General features: G+C 55.4%; 16 protein-coding genes, 1 tRNA gene and 1 pseudogene. 12 read left to right on the top strand and 6 right to left on the bottom strand.

The genetic code is table 11. From position 1 onward, the window contains the following. Positions 1-148: 148 nt before the first annotated feature. The 6 genes and pseudogenes from LOY36_RS11590 to LOY36_RS11575 all read left to right on the top strand — a co-directional run bounded on the left by LOY36_RS11590 (position 149) and on the right by LOY36_RS11575 (position 3,514). Entirely contained in the window at positions 149-664 is a 516-nt protein-coding gene (locus LOY36_RS11590; protein ID WP_258673612.1) for a hypothetical protein, read from the top strand. Positions 665-862: 198 nt separating this feature from the next. After that, a complete protein-coding gene (locus tag LOY36_RS11585) occupies positions 863-1,435 on the top strand; it encodes a hypothetical protein (RefSeq protein WP_258673611.1) in 573 nt (190 codons plus the stop codon). Between the two features lie 201 nt (positions 1,436-1,636). Further along, positions 1,637-1,786 (top strand): annotated as a pseudogene (locus tag LOY36_RS29125) (RHS repeat-associated core domain-containing protein); the annotation flags it as partial. 24 nt (positions 1,787-1,810) lie between these two features. Beyond that, positions 1,811-1,996 (top strand): NlpC/P60 family protein, encoded by a 186-nt coding sequence (locus tag LOY36_RS29120; RefSeq protein ID WP_408981109.1) that lies wholly within the window; start codon positions 1,811-1,813, stop codon positions 1,994-1,996. A 103-nt stretch (positions 1,997-2,099) separates the two neighbouring features. Then, entirely contained in the window at positions 2,100-2,516 is a 417-nt protein-coding gene (locus tag LOY36_RS11580) for a hypothetical protein (protein ID WP_258673609.1), read from the top strand. 392 nt (positions 2,517-2,908) lie between these two features. Further along, the gene (locus LOY36_RS11575; RefSeq protein ID WP_258673607.1) at positions 2,909-3,514 is read left to right on the top strand and encodes a hypothetical protein; all 606 of its coding nucleotides are present in this window, start codon (positions 2,909-2,911) and stop codon (positions 3,512-3,514) included. 443 nt (positions 3,515-3,957) lie between these two features. On the opposite strand, the gene LOY36_RS11570 is transcribed toward LOY36_RS11575, so the two are convergent. The 6 genes from LOY36_RS11570 to LOY36_RS11545 all read right to left on the bottom strand — a co-directional run bounded on the left by LOY36_RS11570 (position 3,958) and on the right by LOY36_RS11545 (position 8,488). Beyond that, positions 3,958-4,033: transfer RNA gene (locus LOY36_RS11570), tRNA-Gly, on the bottom strand. A gap of 63 nt (positions 4,034-4,096) precedes the next feature. Beyond that, the gene (pgsA, locus tag LOY36_RS11565) at positions 4,097-4,657 is read right to left on the bottom strand and encodes a CDP-diacylglycerol--glycerol-3-phosphate 3-phosphatidyltransferase (protein WP_007933765.1); all 561 of its coding nucleotides are present in this window, start codon (positions 4,655-4,657) and stop codon (positions 4,097-4,099) included. Positions 4,658-4,690: 33 nt separating this feature from the next. Further along, positions 4,691-6,514: an excinuclease ABC subunit UvrC gene (gene uvrC, locus LOY36_RS11560; protein ID WP_258673605.1), complete on the bottom strand. Its 1,824-nt coding sequence runs from the start codon at positions 6,512-6,514 to the stop codon at positions 4,691-4,693. A gap of 2 nt (positions 6,515-6,516) precedes the next feature. Then, positions 6,517-7,158 (bottom strand): UvrY/SirA/GacA family response regulator transcription factor, encoded by a 642-nt coding sequence (gene uvrY / locus LOY36_RS11555; protein WP_008015884.1) that lies wholly within the window; start codon positions 7,156-7,158, stop codon positions 6,517-6,519. Positions 7,159-7,285: 127 nt separating this feature from the next. After that, positions 7,286-7,729: a GNAT family N-acetyltransferase gene (locus LOY36_RS11550; protein WP_258673603.1), complete on the bottom strand. Its 444-nt coding sequence runs from the start codon at positions 7,727-7,729 to the stop codon at positions 7,286-7,288. Continuing rightward, the gene (locus LOY36_RS11545; RefSeq protein ID WP_258673602.1) at positions 7,730-8,488 is read right to left on the bottom strand and encodes a carbon-nitrogen hydrolase family protein; all 759 of its coding nucleotides are present in this window, start codon (positions 8,486-8,488) and stop codon (positions 7,730-7,732) included. Positions 8,489-9,133: 645 nt separating this feature from the next. On the opposite strand from LOY36_RS11545, the gene LOY36_RS11540 reads away from it, so the two are divergent. From LOY36_RS11540 to LOY36_RS11515, 6 genes are all read left to right on the top strand, one after another. Further along, the gene (locus LOY36_RS11540) at positions 9,134-10,222 is read left to right on the top strand and encodes a 3-deoxy-7-phosphoheptulonate synthase (RefSeq protein WP_258673601.1); all 1,089 of its coding nucleotides are present in this window, start codon (positions 9,134-9,136) and stop codon (positions 10,220-10,222) included. Between the two features lie 273 nt (positions 10,223-10,495). Beyond that, positions 10,496-11,377, top strand: coding sequence for a triacylglycerol lipase (locus LOY36_RS11535; protein WP_258673600.1), 882 nt, complete (start codon positions 10,496-10,498; stop codon positions 11,375-11,377). A 95-nt stretch (positions 11,378-11,472) separates the two neighbouring features. Further along, positions 11,473-11,754: a peptidylprolyl isomerase gene (locus LOY36_RS11530; protein WP_007933754.1), complete on the top strand. Its 282-nt coding sequence runs from the start codon at positions 11,473-11,475 to the stop codon at positions 11,752-11,754. Positions 11,755-11,889: 135 nt separating this feature from the next. Then, positions 11,890-13,758, top strand: a complete 1,869-nt coding sequence (locus LOY36_RS11525; RefSeq protein WP_258673599.1) for an extracellular solute-binding protein — start codon at positions 11,890-11,892, stop codon at positions 13,756-13,758. Further along, positions 13,758-14,819: a microcin C ABC transporter permease YejB gene (locus LOY36_RS11520; RefSeq protein WP_019649162.1), complete on the top strand. Its 1,062-nt coding sequence runs from the start codon at positions 13,758-13,760 to the stop codon at positions 14,817-14,819. The genes LOY36_RS11525 and LOY36_RS11520 overlap by 1 nt, the downstream gene beginning before the upstream one ends. Beyond that, complete coding sequence (locus tag LOY36_RS11515) at positions 14,819-15,841, top strand: ABC transporter permease (RefSeq protein WP_258673598.1); 1,023 nt, start codon at positions 14,819-14,821, stop codon at positions 15,839-15,841. Before LOY36_RS11520 ends, LOY36_RS11515 begins: the two co-directional genes overlap by 1 nt. Positions 15,842-15,854 lie beyond the last annotated feature (13 nt).

Raw genomic sequence — 15,854 nt, 5'->3', positions numbered from 1 at the left:
GTGCACTACCTGAGCATGTGCCTGGTTTATAGGAATGATTGGTAGTGCAATGGATCCAGTGGCTATGAATGGATTTCGCTCTGCGAGATCAATGCACTGCCAAGGCAAACAAGCAGTGGTCATTATATACATTAGGAGTGATCGCATAGTGAGTAACATAACTGTATTCAAGTTTCGGGGACAGTATTTCATTGCTCTATGGATGTGCGTCACCAGCGGTTTATGCATTTTTTTAGGAGGGATATGGATTAAGCGTGACGGTGCATTAGGAGGCGGGATATTTTTATTAATATCCTTATCTTTAACCATATTAGTCGGAGGATTGATCTTAGCTGGACGCTCAGTTTTATCCATTGATGATCAGTGCTTATCCAGACAAATTTTTGGTAAAACCTGGCAAAAAATAAAATGGGGAAATGTCAGCTTAATTACTGCCTTCCCTGTATCTAGCATGCGCGGACTTAATGCCAGAGGATTTAATATATATCCTACAACAAAACCAATATTCCGGATTACTCCATCAGGGAAGATCACATTCACCGACCAGCTTGAAAACATTTCAGAGCTCATCGCTCTTATAAACGACTACGCCAGCCAGAAAAAAATACCAATTACAATCAGAAAAACATTGTTCGACGAGCTAAAACCCTCAGACAAATTATGAAAAAATCCAATATAACAAGCCGGCTGACAAACAATGGGTTTACGCCTATTCCTTCAGAAAATTACACTCCTCAAGCAGGTGATACCGTAGTATTTCAACCACATCCTGGCGGAAATCCGCCTGGATGTATTGCAATATTCATTAGTGATCAATGGGTGTCGAACTTCAACAAAAATCACTTCTCACCAGGTATCGGACATGAAAACTCGACATATCAAATATATCGAGCACCAAATCAATAATATAAAATCTATAACATTAGTCTATTTGCGAAACCTGGTATTCCTGCATGTCGCTGGAGTGCCGCTTCTATTTGCACAACCTGCCTACCCACAAGATGTCGAATCGACAGATATTGTATATCAACTATATAAGAATTATGGTTGGGAGGCGCTATTCTCATCTCCAGATGATGCCAAGAAGAGCATTGGAGACCCTCTTCTAATGCAATCGAAGGAAGAACTCGAGAAGTATTTTGATGACAAACTTGTGCACCTCATTTTAAAGGAGGCAGACTGTATTGCAAAAAATCCCGGCGAGACTTGCAAGTTAGAGTTTAATCCAATATTTGCCTCACAAGATGCTTCCGCATCAGAATTAAGCATAAAGAGCATCAATCCAAGGCGCGTTGACGTGCAATTTGTTTACCCATCAAATCATGAAAAAATCAAGCTTTCGTATGTAATGATTGATTCTCCGAAAGGATGGAGAATTGCAGATATCAAATATATTGACAGTCATGCATCACTGAAGAATCTTCTGGAAAGATAAGGTAATGTAACCCCCACGGTACAGGCCAAATCTCCTCACGGGCGGCTTGGATGAAGTATTCAACCGCACCGAGGCCAGTGGCAGCACCTACAGCCACTTGGTTGATGCGCTGGGTTCAACCCCAAGCACTTGCCGACAGCACCCTTATGGCCAGACCAGTAGCAGCGGCTCCGCCAGTGTTAACAGCAGCAGTACACCGATCGAAAAAATGATGGTACGGGTCTCTATTACTATCGGGCACGGTATTACCAACTAGGTTTTGGGCGTTTTATCTCGGGAGATCCGATTGGTCTTGCGGGAGGGATAAATATATTTGTCTATGTATCGGGAAACCCGACGAATTTCATTGATCCATTTGGTTTAACACTTACCCCAGTGCAGCAGGCAGCTGTGGAGCTAGCAGCCCAAGACTGGTCAAGCTCCAACGTCCCATATGTCTGGGGCGGCGCTACGAAGACTGGGGCAGATTGTTCAGGATCCATTTCATCGATCTACAAACAAGCAGATATTGATATTGGACGAATGACAAGTGGCCAATTCTCTAGTAGCTTCCTCAAATAGAGATGTATGGAGCGCCTCACACACAGGAGGGCCAGTTTTTGCTCCCGCCAAAAGCTTCTGGTACGGCGCGCCGACTTTGTATCGTTACAAAGGAAATTAACCGATGAGCATTCCAAACATTAAGATCTTCATGATTGCAATTTCGTGCCTATTGCCGCCATTGACTGCATGGGCCAAATCACCCTGTGATGGTATTGACCGACGTTTAAACTTATCTGAAATACCGAAACTACGCATAGAGGTGGGACATCAATTAAATGTCGACAACGTAGAGATTTTACAATCTTTTAAAAGCCTTAGCTGGACGATTTTGTATGCAGCCTCAGATGAGACTGACCCTGCATTTTTATTTTATTCAGACAACCCAATCGACCATCACTTTATAACTCTATGGAGTGGCGGAGCGAAGCCTGATGAGGAGCAAGCTATTAGTTCATGGCTTCAGGAAAACGCCAAAGGCATTCCTACCAATCTAGCGAAATGTTTTGTATGGCATGTGACGAAAGATCGAGACATGTAAACAAATCTCCGCTCGAAAAGCTAAAGCATCTTTCCCCATGCTGGGGGAAGATCGATAATTTAGGCCACATCAAACAAGGTCAAGCCCGACTCCCCACATTGCTTACGGTGAGGGCGGCAGTTGTCAAATATACGCCCCCAAGCGACAATCAGTTGCACTGGCAGCTAATGCACCCGATTAGCCCCGGAACTCCGCATTCCACCGATCGCCTTGGTGACACAATAAACACCATGAATAGAACCAACAACATTATCAGCCCTGATGGAACTGAAAGAATTACAGCATCTGTTAGTCCATCGAATGACTTGTTTGACGACGAATGAGAACACCCTGCGTACGGGGGTAATTCTCCAGGAAAGATACTTCATTGATCTATTGAAAGGTGGTGCGCCATGATCATAAAAAAGTCGACACTTGAATTTTTGTTTACGCTACTCACACTTACAAGCTTAGGCATGCCAGCTTCGGCGAGTGATAGTTCACCCCATTGCCGAGAGGCAGTCATGATGTTTTTAACCACTCCAGAAAAGCGTACTCTTATTGCATTATCAGAAGCTAGCGAAACTGAATGCTGGTCGATTATCGAGCAGTCGAACAGCAACCTCAACCAATTGATGCATTTGGTTGAACAAGGAAATGATTGGAGCGCTCAGTATTTAGTTGAGCACTTAAGAGTGCTAGATGGCGGAGATTTAGAAGACTCACTTATAGCGCTGGGGTTATTTTCTGACCACCATATGGAACGCTTATTGATTTTCGCGAAGAAAGGACAGCTCTCAAAGCAGGAACTCAGTGACACCTTAACCATGCTTCCACTTTCATTGAGTGATAATCCAGCGGGCCAATTGGATTATCTAAAAGCAAGAAGAAATCGAGTGATGCGTGTAACGAGAAAAAATCTATCTGAGCAAAAGACTCTAGCACTAAGCGCTATCGATAATTTTGAGTCCGAGATCAGGTCAAAAAACCCGCAACTCATTGAAAATCCTCAGCATTAGATTAGTGTTTTCATCACCCCCAAGCTCTACATCAAACTGGGCCGAGCCTCAATGTAACCACCTTGAAGGTTCGCCAGACCAGAAAGACTGCTGTAAGAGAATTCTCGCCAGCAGCCAAGGCAGTGAGACGATCCTCTCTTCGAGCGGTTCGAGGATTAATCCCCTTTCGCATTTTCAGTCAAAGGCATATGTACATCTCCTCGTCTCGATCGATTGAGGAGAGATGTACGGGTTCCAGCAATGCGTCATCTATCTGAAAACCGGCATGCCCTGGGACCGGATTTCGACGTACGTTTTAATGTACAAAAAAGCGTGGCTGGGGGTGGTTCTCAGTAGAAATCACTGGAACGAAAAAAAGAGGCAAAAGCCTCTTTTTTCAATGCTGACAACAAAATAACGCGCAAAAAAAAAACGCCACTCAATGAGTGGCGTTTTTCTGTATTTGGAGCGGGAAACGAGACTCGAACTCGCGACCCCGACCTTGGCAAGGTCGTGCTCTACCAACTGAGCTATTCCCGCGTCTTGGTGAGGCGCATTCTATAGAATCCAGATGCCCCGTCAACCCCTTGATTCAAAAAAGTTTTATTTCTTTTCCACATCCGTCTTCAGATGCGGCCAGGCGGCCCGCAAGTACTGGACCATGGACCACAAGGTCAGGCCAGCGGACACCATCAGCAAAGCGTAGCCCATCAGGACCCAGAAGCTGAAGTCCGACGGATTGGCCAGCAGGATCACCAGCGCCAGCATTTGCGCGGCGGTTTTCCATTTGCCCAGGTTCGACACCGCCACATGGGCACGGGCGCCGAGTTCGGCCATCCACTCGCGCAGTGCCGAGACGACGATTTCGCGACCGATGATGACGGCGGCCGGCAGCGTGAGCCACAGGTTGCCGTGTTCTTGCACCAGCAGCACCAGCGCAACGGCGACCATCAATTTGTCTGCAACAGGATCGAGGAAGGCCCCGAACGGAGTGCTTTGTTCCAGACGTCGGGCCAGATACCCGTCCAGCCAGTCGGTCGCGGCGGCAAAGGCAAAAACCGAAGCCGACGCCAGATAGCTCCAGTGGTAAGGCAAGTAAAACAGCAAAATGAAGATCGGGATGAGCAGGACGCGTAGAACGGTAATCAGATTAGGGATATTCATCGGCACAACTGGCTACGAGGTGAGTTGGGCATTCTACTCGCTGTGCAGATTTGCATAAATCAACTCTGCGAGCTTTTTACTGATCCCGGGTGCTTTGGCGATCTCTTCGATGCTGGCACGAGACAGCTCCTGCAATCCACCAAAATGTTTCAACAAATCGCGTCGACGTGTCGGTCCGACACCGGCAACCCCCTCAAGCGTCGAGGTACGGCGAGTTTTACCACGCCGTGCCCGGTGCCCGGTGATGGCAAAACGGTGAGCTTCGTCGCGGATCTGCTGGATCAAATGCAGCGCGGGGGAATCACCGCGCAAGGTGAATTCATGGGCCGCGTCATTGAGGTACAGGGTTTCGAAACCGGCCTTGCGCGTCGCACCCTTGGCCACGCCCAGTAGAATCAGGTCGGGCACGGCCAGCTCATTGAGCACGTCACGGGCCATCGACAGCTGACCTTTACCGCCGTCGACCAGCAGAATATCCGGCAATTTGCCCTCCCCGTCCTTCAACTTGCTGAAGCGTCGGGTCAGGGCCTGGTGCATCGCGGCATAGTCGTCGCCTGGCGTGACGCCTTCGATGTTGTAGCGGCGGTAGTCGGACTTGATCGGGCCTTCCGGGCCGAACACCACGCACGACGCCACGGTGGCCTCGCCACTGGAATGACTGATGTCGTAGCACTCGAGACGTTGCGGCGGCTCGTTCAGGCTCAGCACTTCGGCCAGGGCATCGAAACGTGCCGCGACGTGTTGTCGGTTCGCCAGACGTGCACCCAGCGCCTGCTCGGCATTGGTGACCGCCAATTGTTGCCAGCGTGCTCGGGTGCCCCGTACACGATGACTGATGGTCAGTTCACGACCGCGCAGCTCTTCAATGGCCGCAATCAGGGTCGGAAAGTCTTCGTGAACCACGTTGACGATCAGCTCGCTCGGCAAGTCGCGCTCAGGACTGCTGATGAAGTACTGGCCGAGAAACGCAGCCATGACTTCGGAAACGTCTTCTTCAATACCTACCTGCGGGAAGAAGTTCTTGCTCCCCAACACCCGGCCGCCGCGTACGCTGATCAAGTGCACACAGGCGCCACCCGGATTGACGAACGCTGCGATCACATCGACATCGCCCGTCCCGCCTTCCATGCTCTGCTGGTCCTGGACCCGGCGCAGCAATGAGATCTGGTCGCGCAATTCGGCGGCCCGTTCGAACTCCAGATTGACCGCCGCCTCCTCCATGGCCGCGGACAACTCGTCCGCCAACGCATTGCTGCGCCCCTCAAGAAACATCACCGAGTGGCGAACATCTTCGGCATACACCTCAGGCTCCACCAGGCCGACACACGGCGCCTTGCAGCGCTTGATCTGGTATTGCAGACAAGGTCGCGTGCGGTTCTTGTAATAGCTGTCTTCACACTGACGAACAAAAAAAGCCTTTTGCAGCAGGCTCAGGCTTTCGCGGATCGCTCCCGCGCTGGGGTAAGGGCCAAAATATTTGCCCTTGGCCTTTTTCGCTCCGCGATGGATGCTCAAGCGCGGGAACTGGCCATCCGAGAGAAAGACATAAGGGTAGGATTTGTCGTCGCGCAGCAGGATGTTGTACGGCGGGCGCCATTCCTTGATCAGCGTCTGTTCGAGCAGCAAGGCCTCGGTTTCGTTGGCCGTGATGGTGGTTTCGACCTGGGCGATACGCCCTACCAGCGCAGCGGTCTTGGGAGCCAAACCGGTTTTGCGGAAGTAGCTCGCCAAACGCTTCTTGAGATTCTTGGCTTTGCCGACATAAAGCAGACGGGCATCGCTGTCGAACATGCGATAGACACCCGGCCGCCCACTGACCGTCGACAGAAAAGCACTTGGATCGAAGGTTTCAGTCATTTTCAGAGGCTGGCATCAACCATGCCGTGACGAACCGCCAACAGCGTCAACTCGACATCGCTGCTGATCGAAAGCTTTTCGAAAATACGGTAACGGTAGGTATTCACTGTTTTTGGCGACAGGCACAGTTTGTCGGAGATGATCTGCACCTTCTGACAGCCGACAATCATCAACGCAATCTGGATTTCCCGTTCAGACAACGCGTCGAACGGCGAATCGTTGGTTGGCTGGAACGATTTGATCGCCAGTTGCTGGGCAATTTGCGGGCTGATATAGCGCTGTCCGGCAAACACCAGGCGAATGGCCTGGACCATTTCCGGCAATCCGGCGCCCTTGGTCAGGTAACCCGCGGCACCTGCCTGTAACAGGCGGGTAGGAAACGGATCTTCTTCGCACACGGTGACCGCGACGACTTTGATGTCGGGATGACTGCGCAATAATTTGCGCGTGGCTTCAAGACCGCCGATCCCGGGCATCTTGACGTCCATCAGCACCACATCGGGTTTCAACTCACGCGCTTTGAGCAGGGATTCCTCTCCCGACTCGGCCTGACCGACTACTTGCAGGCCATCGATGTCAGCCAGCATTCGTGTAATGCCTGTACGAACGAGATCATGGTCATCGACTACTAGCACCCTAATCAAGCAGACACCTCGCGATTTGGTCTTATTGGGTTGCCGGACACCTTAGCAAAAAGCGACTGGCAGACCTAGCGGAAAGCAGCATATAAAAAGTGTCAATTCTTCTGGCGAGGCTTGCTGGCAGTGTGTTTCAGCGATGCAGTCCATTGATATCACGCTGCATTCTCAGGAAACACTGGTCCTTGCCGACCACCTTCAGTCCTTTTCTCTCGTAAAGTATTTTTGCCGGATTATTTTCAAATACGGTCAGACGCAATGCCGGGCGCCGTTCCTTGCAGGCCATGGCGAATACTTGATCGATCACCCAGGAGCCGGCGCCCTGCCCCCGGTACGCTTCAAGTAAATGCAATTCGCGGATATACAAGGCGCTGGCGTCACGGCTCAGGCTGACATACCCCATCAGTGTGTCATCACGCACAATCAGCCAGTTTTCGCGCCCTTCCCAAGCAACATCGAAAGCTTCGTCCAGCCACAACAGTTCATGTTGAATGTAGTAGCGCAGCATATTTCGACAAGTCAGGTCACGAGCAAAGTCCAGGTCCCGAGACGTTGCCGGAGACAATTCGAAACCCATTCAAGCCTCCGCTACAGCCACGATTTGCCCCTTCCAGCCGTCAGCATTGCGACGAGCAACCACCATGAGATTCCCCGTCCCCGGTGCCGCCGCAACCAACGAGCCGTCCGCCGCCCAGATTGCACTACGCCCTGCCGACTCCCAGCCACCCGTTGCGCCACCATGGTTGGCCATCAGTACCGCCATCGAGTGGGTGCAGGCATAACCTTGCAACAGTGCGGTATCTGGAGCGTAGCCGCTTTCTGTAATCAACACGCCCGCGGCATAAAGATCAGCGCCCTGTAGTGCCGCGGCGGCTGCGTGACTGGCGTGAGAAAAATCGGCGCATACCGCCAACGCGACGGTGTCGGTGCCGATCTTCAATGTCGAACCGCCTGTTCCCGGGGTAAATGCCACCTCCTCCCCTGGGTGCAGGTGCTGCTTGCTGTAAACCCCGAGCGAACCATCGGCCCCCAACACCAGGGCACCGATCAACACCGGCGAATCGTCCGACAGACGAATCGGCATCCCGACGACACTGGTCACACCGACCTCCCGCGCGAAATCGCGCAGTGGTTGCAGCACTCTGGCGTCTGGCACGATGGCCAGCTCCGCTGCCAGACCACGCTCGTACCCGGTCAGCGACAGTTCTGGAAACACCAGCAATTGCACGCCCTGCTCCACGGCAACCTGCATGAAACGCAGGTGCCGGGCAATATTGGCGGCAAGATCACCGGCGACGGAGATCGATTGAGCGGCGGCGATGGTCAGTGTTGTCATGGTTCGTCCTTGTGACGTTGATGGTTTGGGCGCCGGTTACACGCCGCCCGTTGCGTAAAGTGTGTCACAACCCGCGACGTACTCAACCGATAGAAACGCCCCGTGATGCTCGATAGCATTTTCTGATTGAATCCGCGTACCGGCCTCTAGTAAGCTCGGTTCATTCATCGGAGACAGACCATGTTCAACACCCTCTCACCGCTTCGTACCGCCAGCGCCCCGCGCTCGGTTGCGGCTGCCCGGGTGAATGACGTTTGTGCTTCGGTCAGCTTTTATTTTGGGTATTGGTTTAGCCACTGGCGCGCCTGATACCCACACGGCGCCCACTTTAAACGGGTCGCCACCAGAGAATTCTCAACCCCCGGTCGGCTTCCCGACCGGGGGTTTTGTTTTTTCAGCCCTGAACATTTTTAGCGTCACACCAGACAACTTGAGGATTTACGACATGAATTACGCCACTTATTACCGTTACGACACTTTTACTGCCTGGCGATTTACCAGCTTCCGCTCGGGACAGCCTGCCGCCTCCGATCGGTCACCCACAGGTGGCAAGCACACACACGCAGCCAATCCGGCCAATTGTCGAACACCCCAATAGGGCCGAGCGCGCGGGACGAACCCGCCGCCAGCCCAGGAAGCCCGAATATGAACTCGTCCGTCTCTGCTCTGCCGCTGTCCACCTTGAGCCCTGCCAATGAAGCGCTGACCTTGCGTCTGCCCAGTTCATTGCAACTCAAACAGCAACTGCCTCTCAGCAATGCCCTGACCCAACAAGTCGCCGCCCATCGCCAGGCTGTCCGCGCGATCCTCAACGGTGAAGACTCCCGTCTGCTGGTGATCGTCGGTCCCTGCTCGATTCACGATCCACGTTCAGCCCTCGAATACGCCGCCAACCTGGCCCGTCTGTCTGCACAAGTCAGCGATGAGATGCTGTTGGTGATGCGCGCCTATGTCGAAAAACCCCGCACCACGGTCGGCTGGAAAGGCCTGGCCTACGACCCGCACCTGGATGGCAGCGATAACATGGCGGGCGGTTTGACCCTGTCCCGCGAATTGATGCGCGAAATGCTCCAACTGGGCCTGCCCGTTGCCACCGAGCTGCTGCAACCGATGGCCGCCGGTTACTTTGACGACCTGCTGAGCTGGGTCGCGATTGGCGCCCGTACCACCGAGTCGCAGATCCATCGGGAAATGGCCAGCGGCCTGAGCATGCCGGTAGGGTTCAAGAACGGCACCGATGGCGGTGTGGCTGTCGCCAGCGACGCCATGCGCTCGGCCGCTCATCCGCACCGCCATTTCGGTGTCGACAGCCAGGGCCATCCTGCGATTATCCAGACACCGGGCAACCCCGACACTCACCTGGTATTGCGTGGTGGCCATCGCGGGCCGAACTACGACCGCGACAGCATCGCCAAGGTGCACAGCGACTTGACCAGACTCAAGATTCCGGCGCGGATCATGGTCGACTGCAGCCACGCCAACAGCGGTAAAGATCCGTTGCGTCAGCCCGCCGTGTTCAACGACGTGCTTGAACAACGCCTGCAAGGTGATCGCTCGCTGGTCGGCATGATGATTGAGAGTCATCTGTTCGAAGGCTGCCAACCGTTGAGCCCGTCGTTGCGGTACGGGGTGTCGGTAACGGACGGCTGCCTTGGCTGGGCCGGGACGGAACAGTTGTTGTTGCAGGGAGCCGAGAGACTTCGTGCACAACGAAGCACTCAACAGCCAAAGTAGGCTGTGCCGAGATCCGCGATGCAAAGCGATCGGGTCGGTTTACACGGAAAAATGACCTACCAGAGGTAGGTCATTGAAAGAAATATCTCGGCCATCGTTAAAAAGATGTCCGGATATTCCGACCAAGACCTCACGCTCATTCGAGTTTTCGTACCATTTCTATTCCGTTTTCATCAGGTTACAGCGGCTTTTTCATACATCGCCGAGCGGTGGGTGTGCTTTAGAGTGCCCCCTTGAGCACACACCTGACCTACTCCGAAAAAGGAAATGTACATGCTACGGAATGCAACCACGGACTATCCAATCCTGCTGGTCCACGGGCTCTTCGGCTTCGATCGCATCGGCAAACTGGAACTGTTCCATGACGTCAAACAGGCACTGAGAAGCGCCGGCGCAAGGGTTTTCATCCCGCACCTGTCGGCGACCCACAGCAATGAAACCCGTGGCGAACAGCTGCTGGTGCAGATCGACCGGGTACTGCAAGGAACCGGTGCAAGCAAAGTCAACCTGATTGGTCACAGCCAGGGCGCATTGGCTGCACGATATGCGGGGGCGCTGGCGCCACAGGTGGTCGCTTCGGTGACATCGGTCAGCGGGCCGAACCACGGCTCGGAACTGGCCGATTTCCTGCGCAAGGCACTGACGCCCGGGCGCCTGCCGGAACAGGTCGCCGGGGCGGTGGCCACCCTGTTCGCCGACTTCCTGTCGTTGCTCAGCGGCAACCGGCACCTGCCGCAGAACGCCATCGCCGCACTCAACGCGCTGACCACCGAAGGCGTTGGTGCCTTCAACGACAAGTACCCCCAAGGGTTGCCGAAAACCTGGGGCGGCAAGGGTCGCGAACTGGTGAACGGCGTGCGCTACTATTCCTGGAGCGGCACCCTGCAGGGAAACATCCTCGACGAAGGACTCTATGCGCTCAACCCGCTGCACGGGTTCCTGCGGGCGTTCTCTCACTACTTCACCACCGAAGCCGAGCAGAATGACGGCATGGTCGGCCGGTTCAGCTCCCATCTGGGTAAAGTGATCCGTTCCGACTATCCGCTGGATCATCTGGACAGCCTTAGCCAGACCACCGGTCAGGTCCGCAAGGGCATCGACCCCATTGACCTGTATGTGCAGCATGCCGAACGCTTGAGAAATGCCGGCCTTTAGGCAATGCCTTAAGCTGGACGGCATTTTGAGAAGAAATAGCCCACTGAATCCGGTAGGCTCCGCATTTTACTGAACATTGAATGGAGTATTTTCACATGGCTAAAGCCACTGCCCGCCACATCCTGGTTTCCAGCGAAGCCAAGTGCAACGAACTCAAGGCCCAGATCGAAGCCGGCGCCGATTTCGCCGAAGTCGCCAAAGCCAACTCCAGCTGCCCATCGAGCCGCCAGGGCGGTGACCTGGGTTCGTTCGGTCCAGGCCAGATGGTCAAGGAATTCGACACCGTGGTTTTCAGCGCGCCAATCAACGTGGTGCAAGGCCCGGTCAAGACCCAGTTCGGTTACCACCTGCTGGAAGTGACCAGCCGTCAGGACTGATCAACCCTTGGGTTTCCTGCACAACGGCCCGCCTTTTGGTGGGCCGTTGTGTTTTCGTTACGTGATACGGCTGGCGAGGGACGCGCCGCTAGCGTACAAATTGTGCTTATCGATCACCCGGCTCTAAGGCTGACAATGCGACTGGCTTTCCCCACTCTACTGTTCACTGCCGTGGCCCTGTTGTTGGGCGCCGCCGGTGTGAACGCTGCACCGCAACAGGCGTTGACCGTATACGGTGAACCGGCGAAGTATCCCGCCGGTTTCAGTCATTTCGACTACACCAACCCGCAAGCGCCCAAGGGCGGCACGATGCGTCGCTCGGCACTGGAGATCGGTCATTTCGACCACGTCCTGCCGTACATCGATAAAGGTATTGGCGTCACACAAGTCGATGGCTTGATCTACTCGCCCCTGGCCGTGCGTTCGCTGGACGAACCCTACACCGTGTACGGCCTGGTGGCGCAGCAGATGGAGCGTTCCGATGATGGACTGTCCCTGCGTTTCTACCTGAACCCGAAGGCCCGTTTCGCCGACGGCAAGCCGATCACCGCCGAAGACGTGCGCTACACCTTCGACCTGCTGATGACCCAGGGCAGCCTGCGCTATCGCACGCAATTCGCCGACGTCAAAGGCGTCGAAGTGGAATCACCGCTAACCATTCGGTTCGACTTCAAGAGCAACGAAAACCGCACCCTGCCCCTCGACATCGCCACTTTGCCGGTGTTTCCCGAACACTGGTGGAAGACCCGCGACTTCGCCAACGGCGGCGGTTACGAGCCACCGCTGGGCAGCGGGCCATACCGCGTGAGCAAGGTCGACTCCGGGCGCAGCATCACCTTCGAGCGTAACGCCGACTGGTGGGCCAGGGATTTACCGGTCAGCCGCGGCCTCTACAACTTCGATCATTTCAGCATCGAGTACTTCGGCGACACCGACGTCGCCCGTCAGGTCCTGCGCGGCGGTGCCTACGACTACAACCGCGAATTCTCCGCCACCGCCTACTCCATCGGCTACGAGAGTCCGGCCCTGAGCGACGGTCGCCTGCAAAAAGCACACTTGGCAACGCAGGCACCACAACCGTCCCAAGGCTTTGTGTTCAACCTGCAAAACCCGATGTTCCAGGACCGCCGCGTGCGCCAGGCGCTGGCCATGCTCTGGGACTTCGAGTGGAGCAACCGGCAGATGATGCGCGACCTGTACATCCGCCAGCAGAGCTTCTTTTCCAACACCGACCTCGCTGCCCGACAACTGCCCGACGCGGGTGAGCGGGCGATTCTCGAACCGCTGCGCGGGCAGATCCCCGACGAAGTCTTCACTCAGGTCTTCGAAGCACCGAAAACCGATGGCAGCGGCGTGATTCGCGACAAACAGTTGCAAGCCCTGGACCTGCTCGAACAGGCTGGCTGGAAACCCGATGGCGATCAACTGGTCAACGCCGAAGGTCAACCGCTGAGCTTCACCTTCCTGATCAGCCAGAACGGCATGGACCGATTGCTGCTGCCTTACAAGCGCACCCTGAAACAAATCGGCATCGACCTGAACATTCGCCGCATCGACGCCTCCCAGTACGTCAACCGCCTGATGTCCCGGGACTACGACATGATCGTCACCGGCTACCCGGTCACCAACTCGCCGGGTAACGAGCTGTACAACTACTTTGGCTCGGCGGCGGCCAGCGATCCGGGCTCCAACAACTACATGGTGCTGAAGAACCCGGCGGTCGATACGTTGATCAACGGCCTGGTCCGCGCCAACACCCAGGCCGACATGCTGCGCTACGCCCATGCCCTGGACCGTGTCCTGCAATGGAACTTCTATTGGATTCCCAACTATTACCCGCCCGGCAGTTCGACCGTGTGGTGGAACCGCTTCGGCATTCCCTCTGTACAAGCAAGCAATGACGAAGCCATCGAGAGTTGGTGGGAAGTCAGCTCCACCCCCCTGACCAACGAACAGATGACCGCCGAACTCATCAAGCGTGGCAAATCCGGAGGGTCGCACTGATGTGGGCTTACGTACTGCGGCGCTTGCTGCTGATCATCCCGACTTTAGTGATCATTCTTCTGGTCAACTTCGCCATCGTCCAGGCCGCGCCCGGTGGGCCGGTGGAACAGGCCATCGCACACCTGCAAGGCATCGGTGGCACAAGTGTCGGCGGCGGTTCCAGCGAGACCATGCACGGCAGCTCACGGGCCAGCCGTGGGCTCGATCCGCAGCTGATCAAGGAGATCGAAAAGCAATACGGCTTTGACAAGCCAGCGCCGGAACGCTTGTGGCTGATGCTCAAGAGCTATGCCCACCTCGACTTCGGCAAGAGCTTTTTTCGCGGTGCCACGGTCACCGACCTGATCCTGGATAAAATGCCGGTGACCATTTCCCTCGGGCTCTGGGCGACGTTGATCACTTATCTGGTGTCGATTCCGCTGGGCATTCGCAAGGCCGTACACCATGGAAGCCATTTCGATATCTGGAGCAGCACCGCGATCATCATCGGTTACGCAATGCCAGCGTTCCTGTTCGCGATGTTCCTGATCGTGGTCTTCGCCGGGGGCACCTCGTTGAACTGGTTCCCGGTGCGCGGCCTGGTCTCGGACAACTTCGAGTCGCTATCGACCGTGGGCAAAATCGCCGATTACTTCTGGCACCTGGTGCTGCCGGTAACGGCGCTGGTGGTCGGCGGCTTTGCGACCCTGACCATCCTCACCAAAAACTCCTTCCTCAATGAAATCACCCGTCAGTACGTGGTCACCGCCCGGGCCAAGGGCCTGAGTGAACGCCGGGTGCTTTACGGCCATGTGTTTCGCAACGCGATGCTGCTGGTGGTGTCGGGGATTCCACAGGCCTTTATCAGCGTTTTCTTCGCCGGTTCGCTGTTGATCGAAGTGATTTTCTCCCTCGATGGCCTGGGTCGCATGAGTTACGAAGCCGCGGTATCGCGGGACTATCCGGTGGTATTCGGTTCGTTGTTCATCTTCACCTTGTTCGGCCTGCTGATAAAAATCGTCGGTGACCTCTGCTACACCCTGGTCGACCCGCGTATCGACTTCGCCGCGAGGAACGCCTGATGCTCAAGTTCTCGCCGCTGGGACGTCGCCGTTTCGAACGTTTCAAGAAAAACCGCCGAGGCTGGTGGTCGCTATGGTTGTTCGTCGGTTTGTTCCTGCTGACTCTCGGTGGCGAGTTGATCGCCAACGACAAACCGCTGGTGGTCAGTTATCAGGGCTCGCTGTACTTCCCGGCTCTCAAACGCCACACCGAACAAGAGTTCGGCGGCCAGTTGCCATTTCAGGCCGACTACCGCAGCGATTACGTGCAGAAACTGATCAAGAAGGACGGCGGCTGGTTGCTGTTTCCGCCGATCCCGTTCAGCGACGACACCCCCAACTACGACCTCAACAAACCGGCGCCGAGCCCGCCCACGAGTGTCAATTGGCTGGGTACGGACGATCAGGCTCGCGACGTGTTGGCCCGAGTGATTTTCGGCGCGCGGGTGTCGATTCTGTTTGCGCTGACGCTGACCTTTGTCAGCGCGCTGATCGGCATCGCCGCCGGCGCGCTGCAAGGCTACTACGGCGGCTGGGTCGACCTGATCGGTCAGCGTCTGCAAGAAGTCTGGTCGGGGCTGCCGGTGCTGTACCTGCTGATCATCCTGTCGGGCTTCGTCGAGCCGAATTTCTGGTGGCTGCTGGGGATCATGGCGCTGTTTTCCTGGCTGGCCCTGGTGGACGTGGTGCGCGCCGAGTTCCTGCGCGGGCGTAACCTGGAGTACGTCAAAGCCGCCCGTGCGCTAGGCCTGACCGACCGCAAGGTGATCGTGCGACACATTCTGCCCAACGCAATGAACGCCACCCTGAGTTATCTGCCGTTCATCCTGACTGGGGCGATTTCCACCCTCACGGCGCTGGATTTCCTCGGCTTCGGCATGCCGGCCGGCAGCGCGTCCCTGGGCGAACTGATCGGTCAAGGCAAGCAGAACCTGCAAGCGCCGTGGCTGGGGCTGACGGCGTTTTTCACTCTGGCGCTGATTCTTTCTTTGCTGGTGTTCATTGGCGAGGCGTTGCGTGATGCCTTTGATCCACGATCATGACGCGGACTGTTGA

Source organism: Pseudomonas sp. B21-019 (genome assembly GCF_024749225.1).
GTDB lineage: Bacteria > Pseudomonadota > Gammaproteobacteria > Pseudomonadales > Pseudomonadaceae > Aquipseudomonas.
The sequence above is the reverse complement of the archived record's forward strand: the minus strand, read 5'-3'. Positions and strand labels throughout refer to the sequence as shown.

What these genes read in the sequence shown, in the direction of transcription:
- LOY36_RS11585 (WP_258673611.1), top strand. Translation starts at nt 863, where the DNA reads ATGAAAACTCGACATATCAAATATATCGAGCACCAAATCAATAATATA.
- LOY36_RS11580 (WP_258673609.1), top strand. Translation starts at nt 2,100, where the DNA reads ATGAGCATTCCAAACATTAAGATCTTCATGATTGCAATTTCGTGCCTA.
- LOY36_RS11575 (WP_258673607.1), top strand. Translation starts at nt 2,909, where the DNA reads ATGATCATAAAAAAGTCGACACTTGAATTTTTGTTTACGCTACTCACA.
- pgsA (WP_007933765.1), bottom strand. Translation starts at nt 4,657, where the DNA reads ATGAATATCCCTAATCTGATTACCGTTCTACGCGTCCTGCTCATCCCG.
- uvrC (WP_258673605.1), bottom strand. Translation starts at nt 6,514, where the DNA reads ATGACTGAAACCTTCGATCCAAGTGCTTTTCTGTCGACGGTCAGTGGG.
- LOY36_RS11550 (WP_258673603.1), bottom strand. Translation starts at nt 7,729, where the DNA reads ATGGGTTTCGAATTGTCTCCGGCAACGTCTCGGGACCTGGACTTTGCT.
- LOY36_RS11545 (WP_258673602.1), bottom strand. Translation starts at nt 8,488, where the DNA reads ATGACAACACTGACCATCGCCGCCGCTCAATCGATCTCCGTCGCCGGT.
- LOY36_RS11540 (WP_258673601.1), top strand. Translation starts at nt 9,134, where the DNA reads ATGAACTCGTCCGTCTCTGCTCTGCCGCTGTCCACCTTGAGCCCTGCC.
- LOY36_RS11535 (WP_258673600.1), top strand. Translation starts at nt 10,496, where the DNA reads ATGCTACGGAATGCAACCACGGACTATCCAATCCTGCTGGTCCACGGG.
- LOY36_RS11530 (WP_007933754.1), top strand. Translation starts at nt 11,473, where the DNA reads ATGGCTAAAGCCACTGCCCGCCACATCCTGGTTTCCAGCGAAGCCAAG.
- LOY36_RS11525 (WP_258673599.1), top strand. Translation starts at nt 11,890, where the DNA reads ATGCGACTGGCTTTCCCCACTCTACTGTTCACTGCCGTGGCCCTGTTG.
- LOY36_RS11520 (WP_019649162.1), top strand. Translation starts at nt 13,758, where the DNA reads ATGTGGGCTTACGTACTGCGGCGCTTGCTGCTGATCATCCCGACTTTA.
- LOY36_RS11515 (WP_258673598.1), top strand. Translation starts at nt 14,819, where the DNA reads ATGCTCAAGTTCTCGCCGCTGGGACGTCGCCGTTTCGAACGTTTCAAG.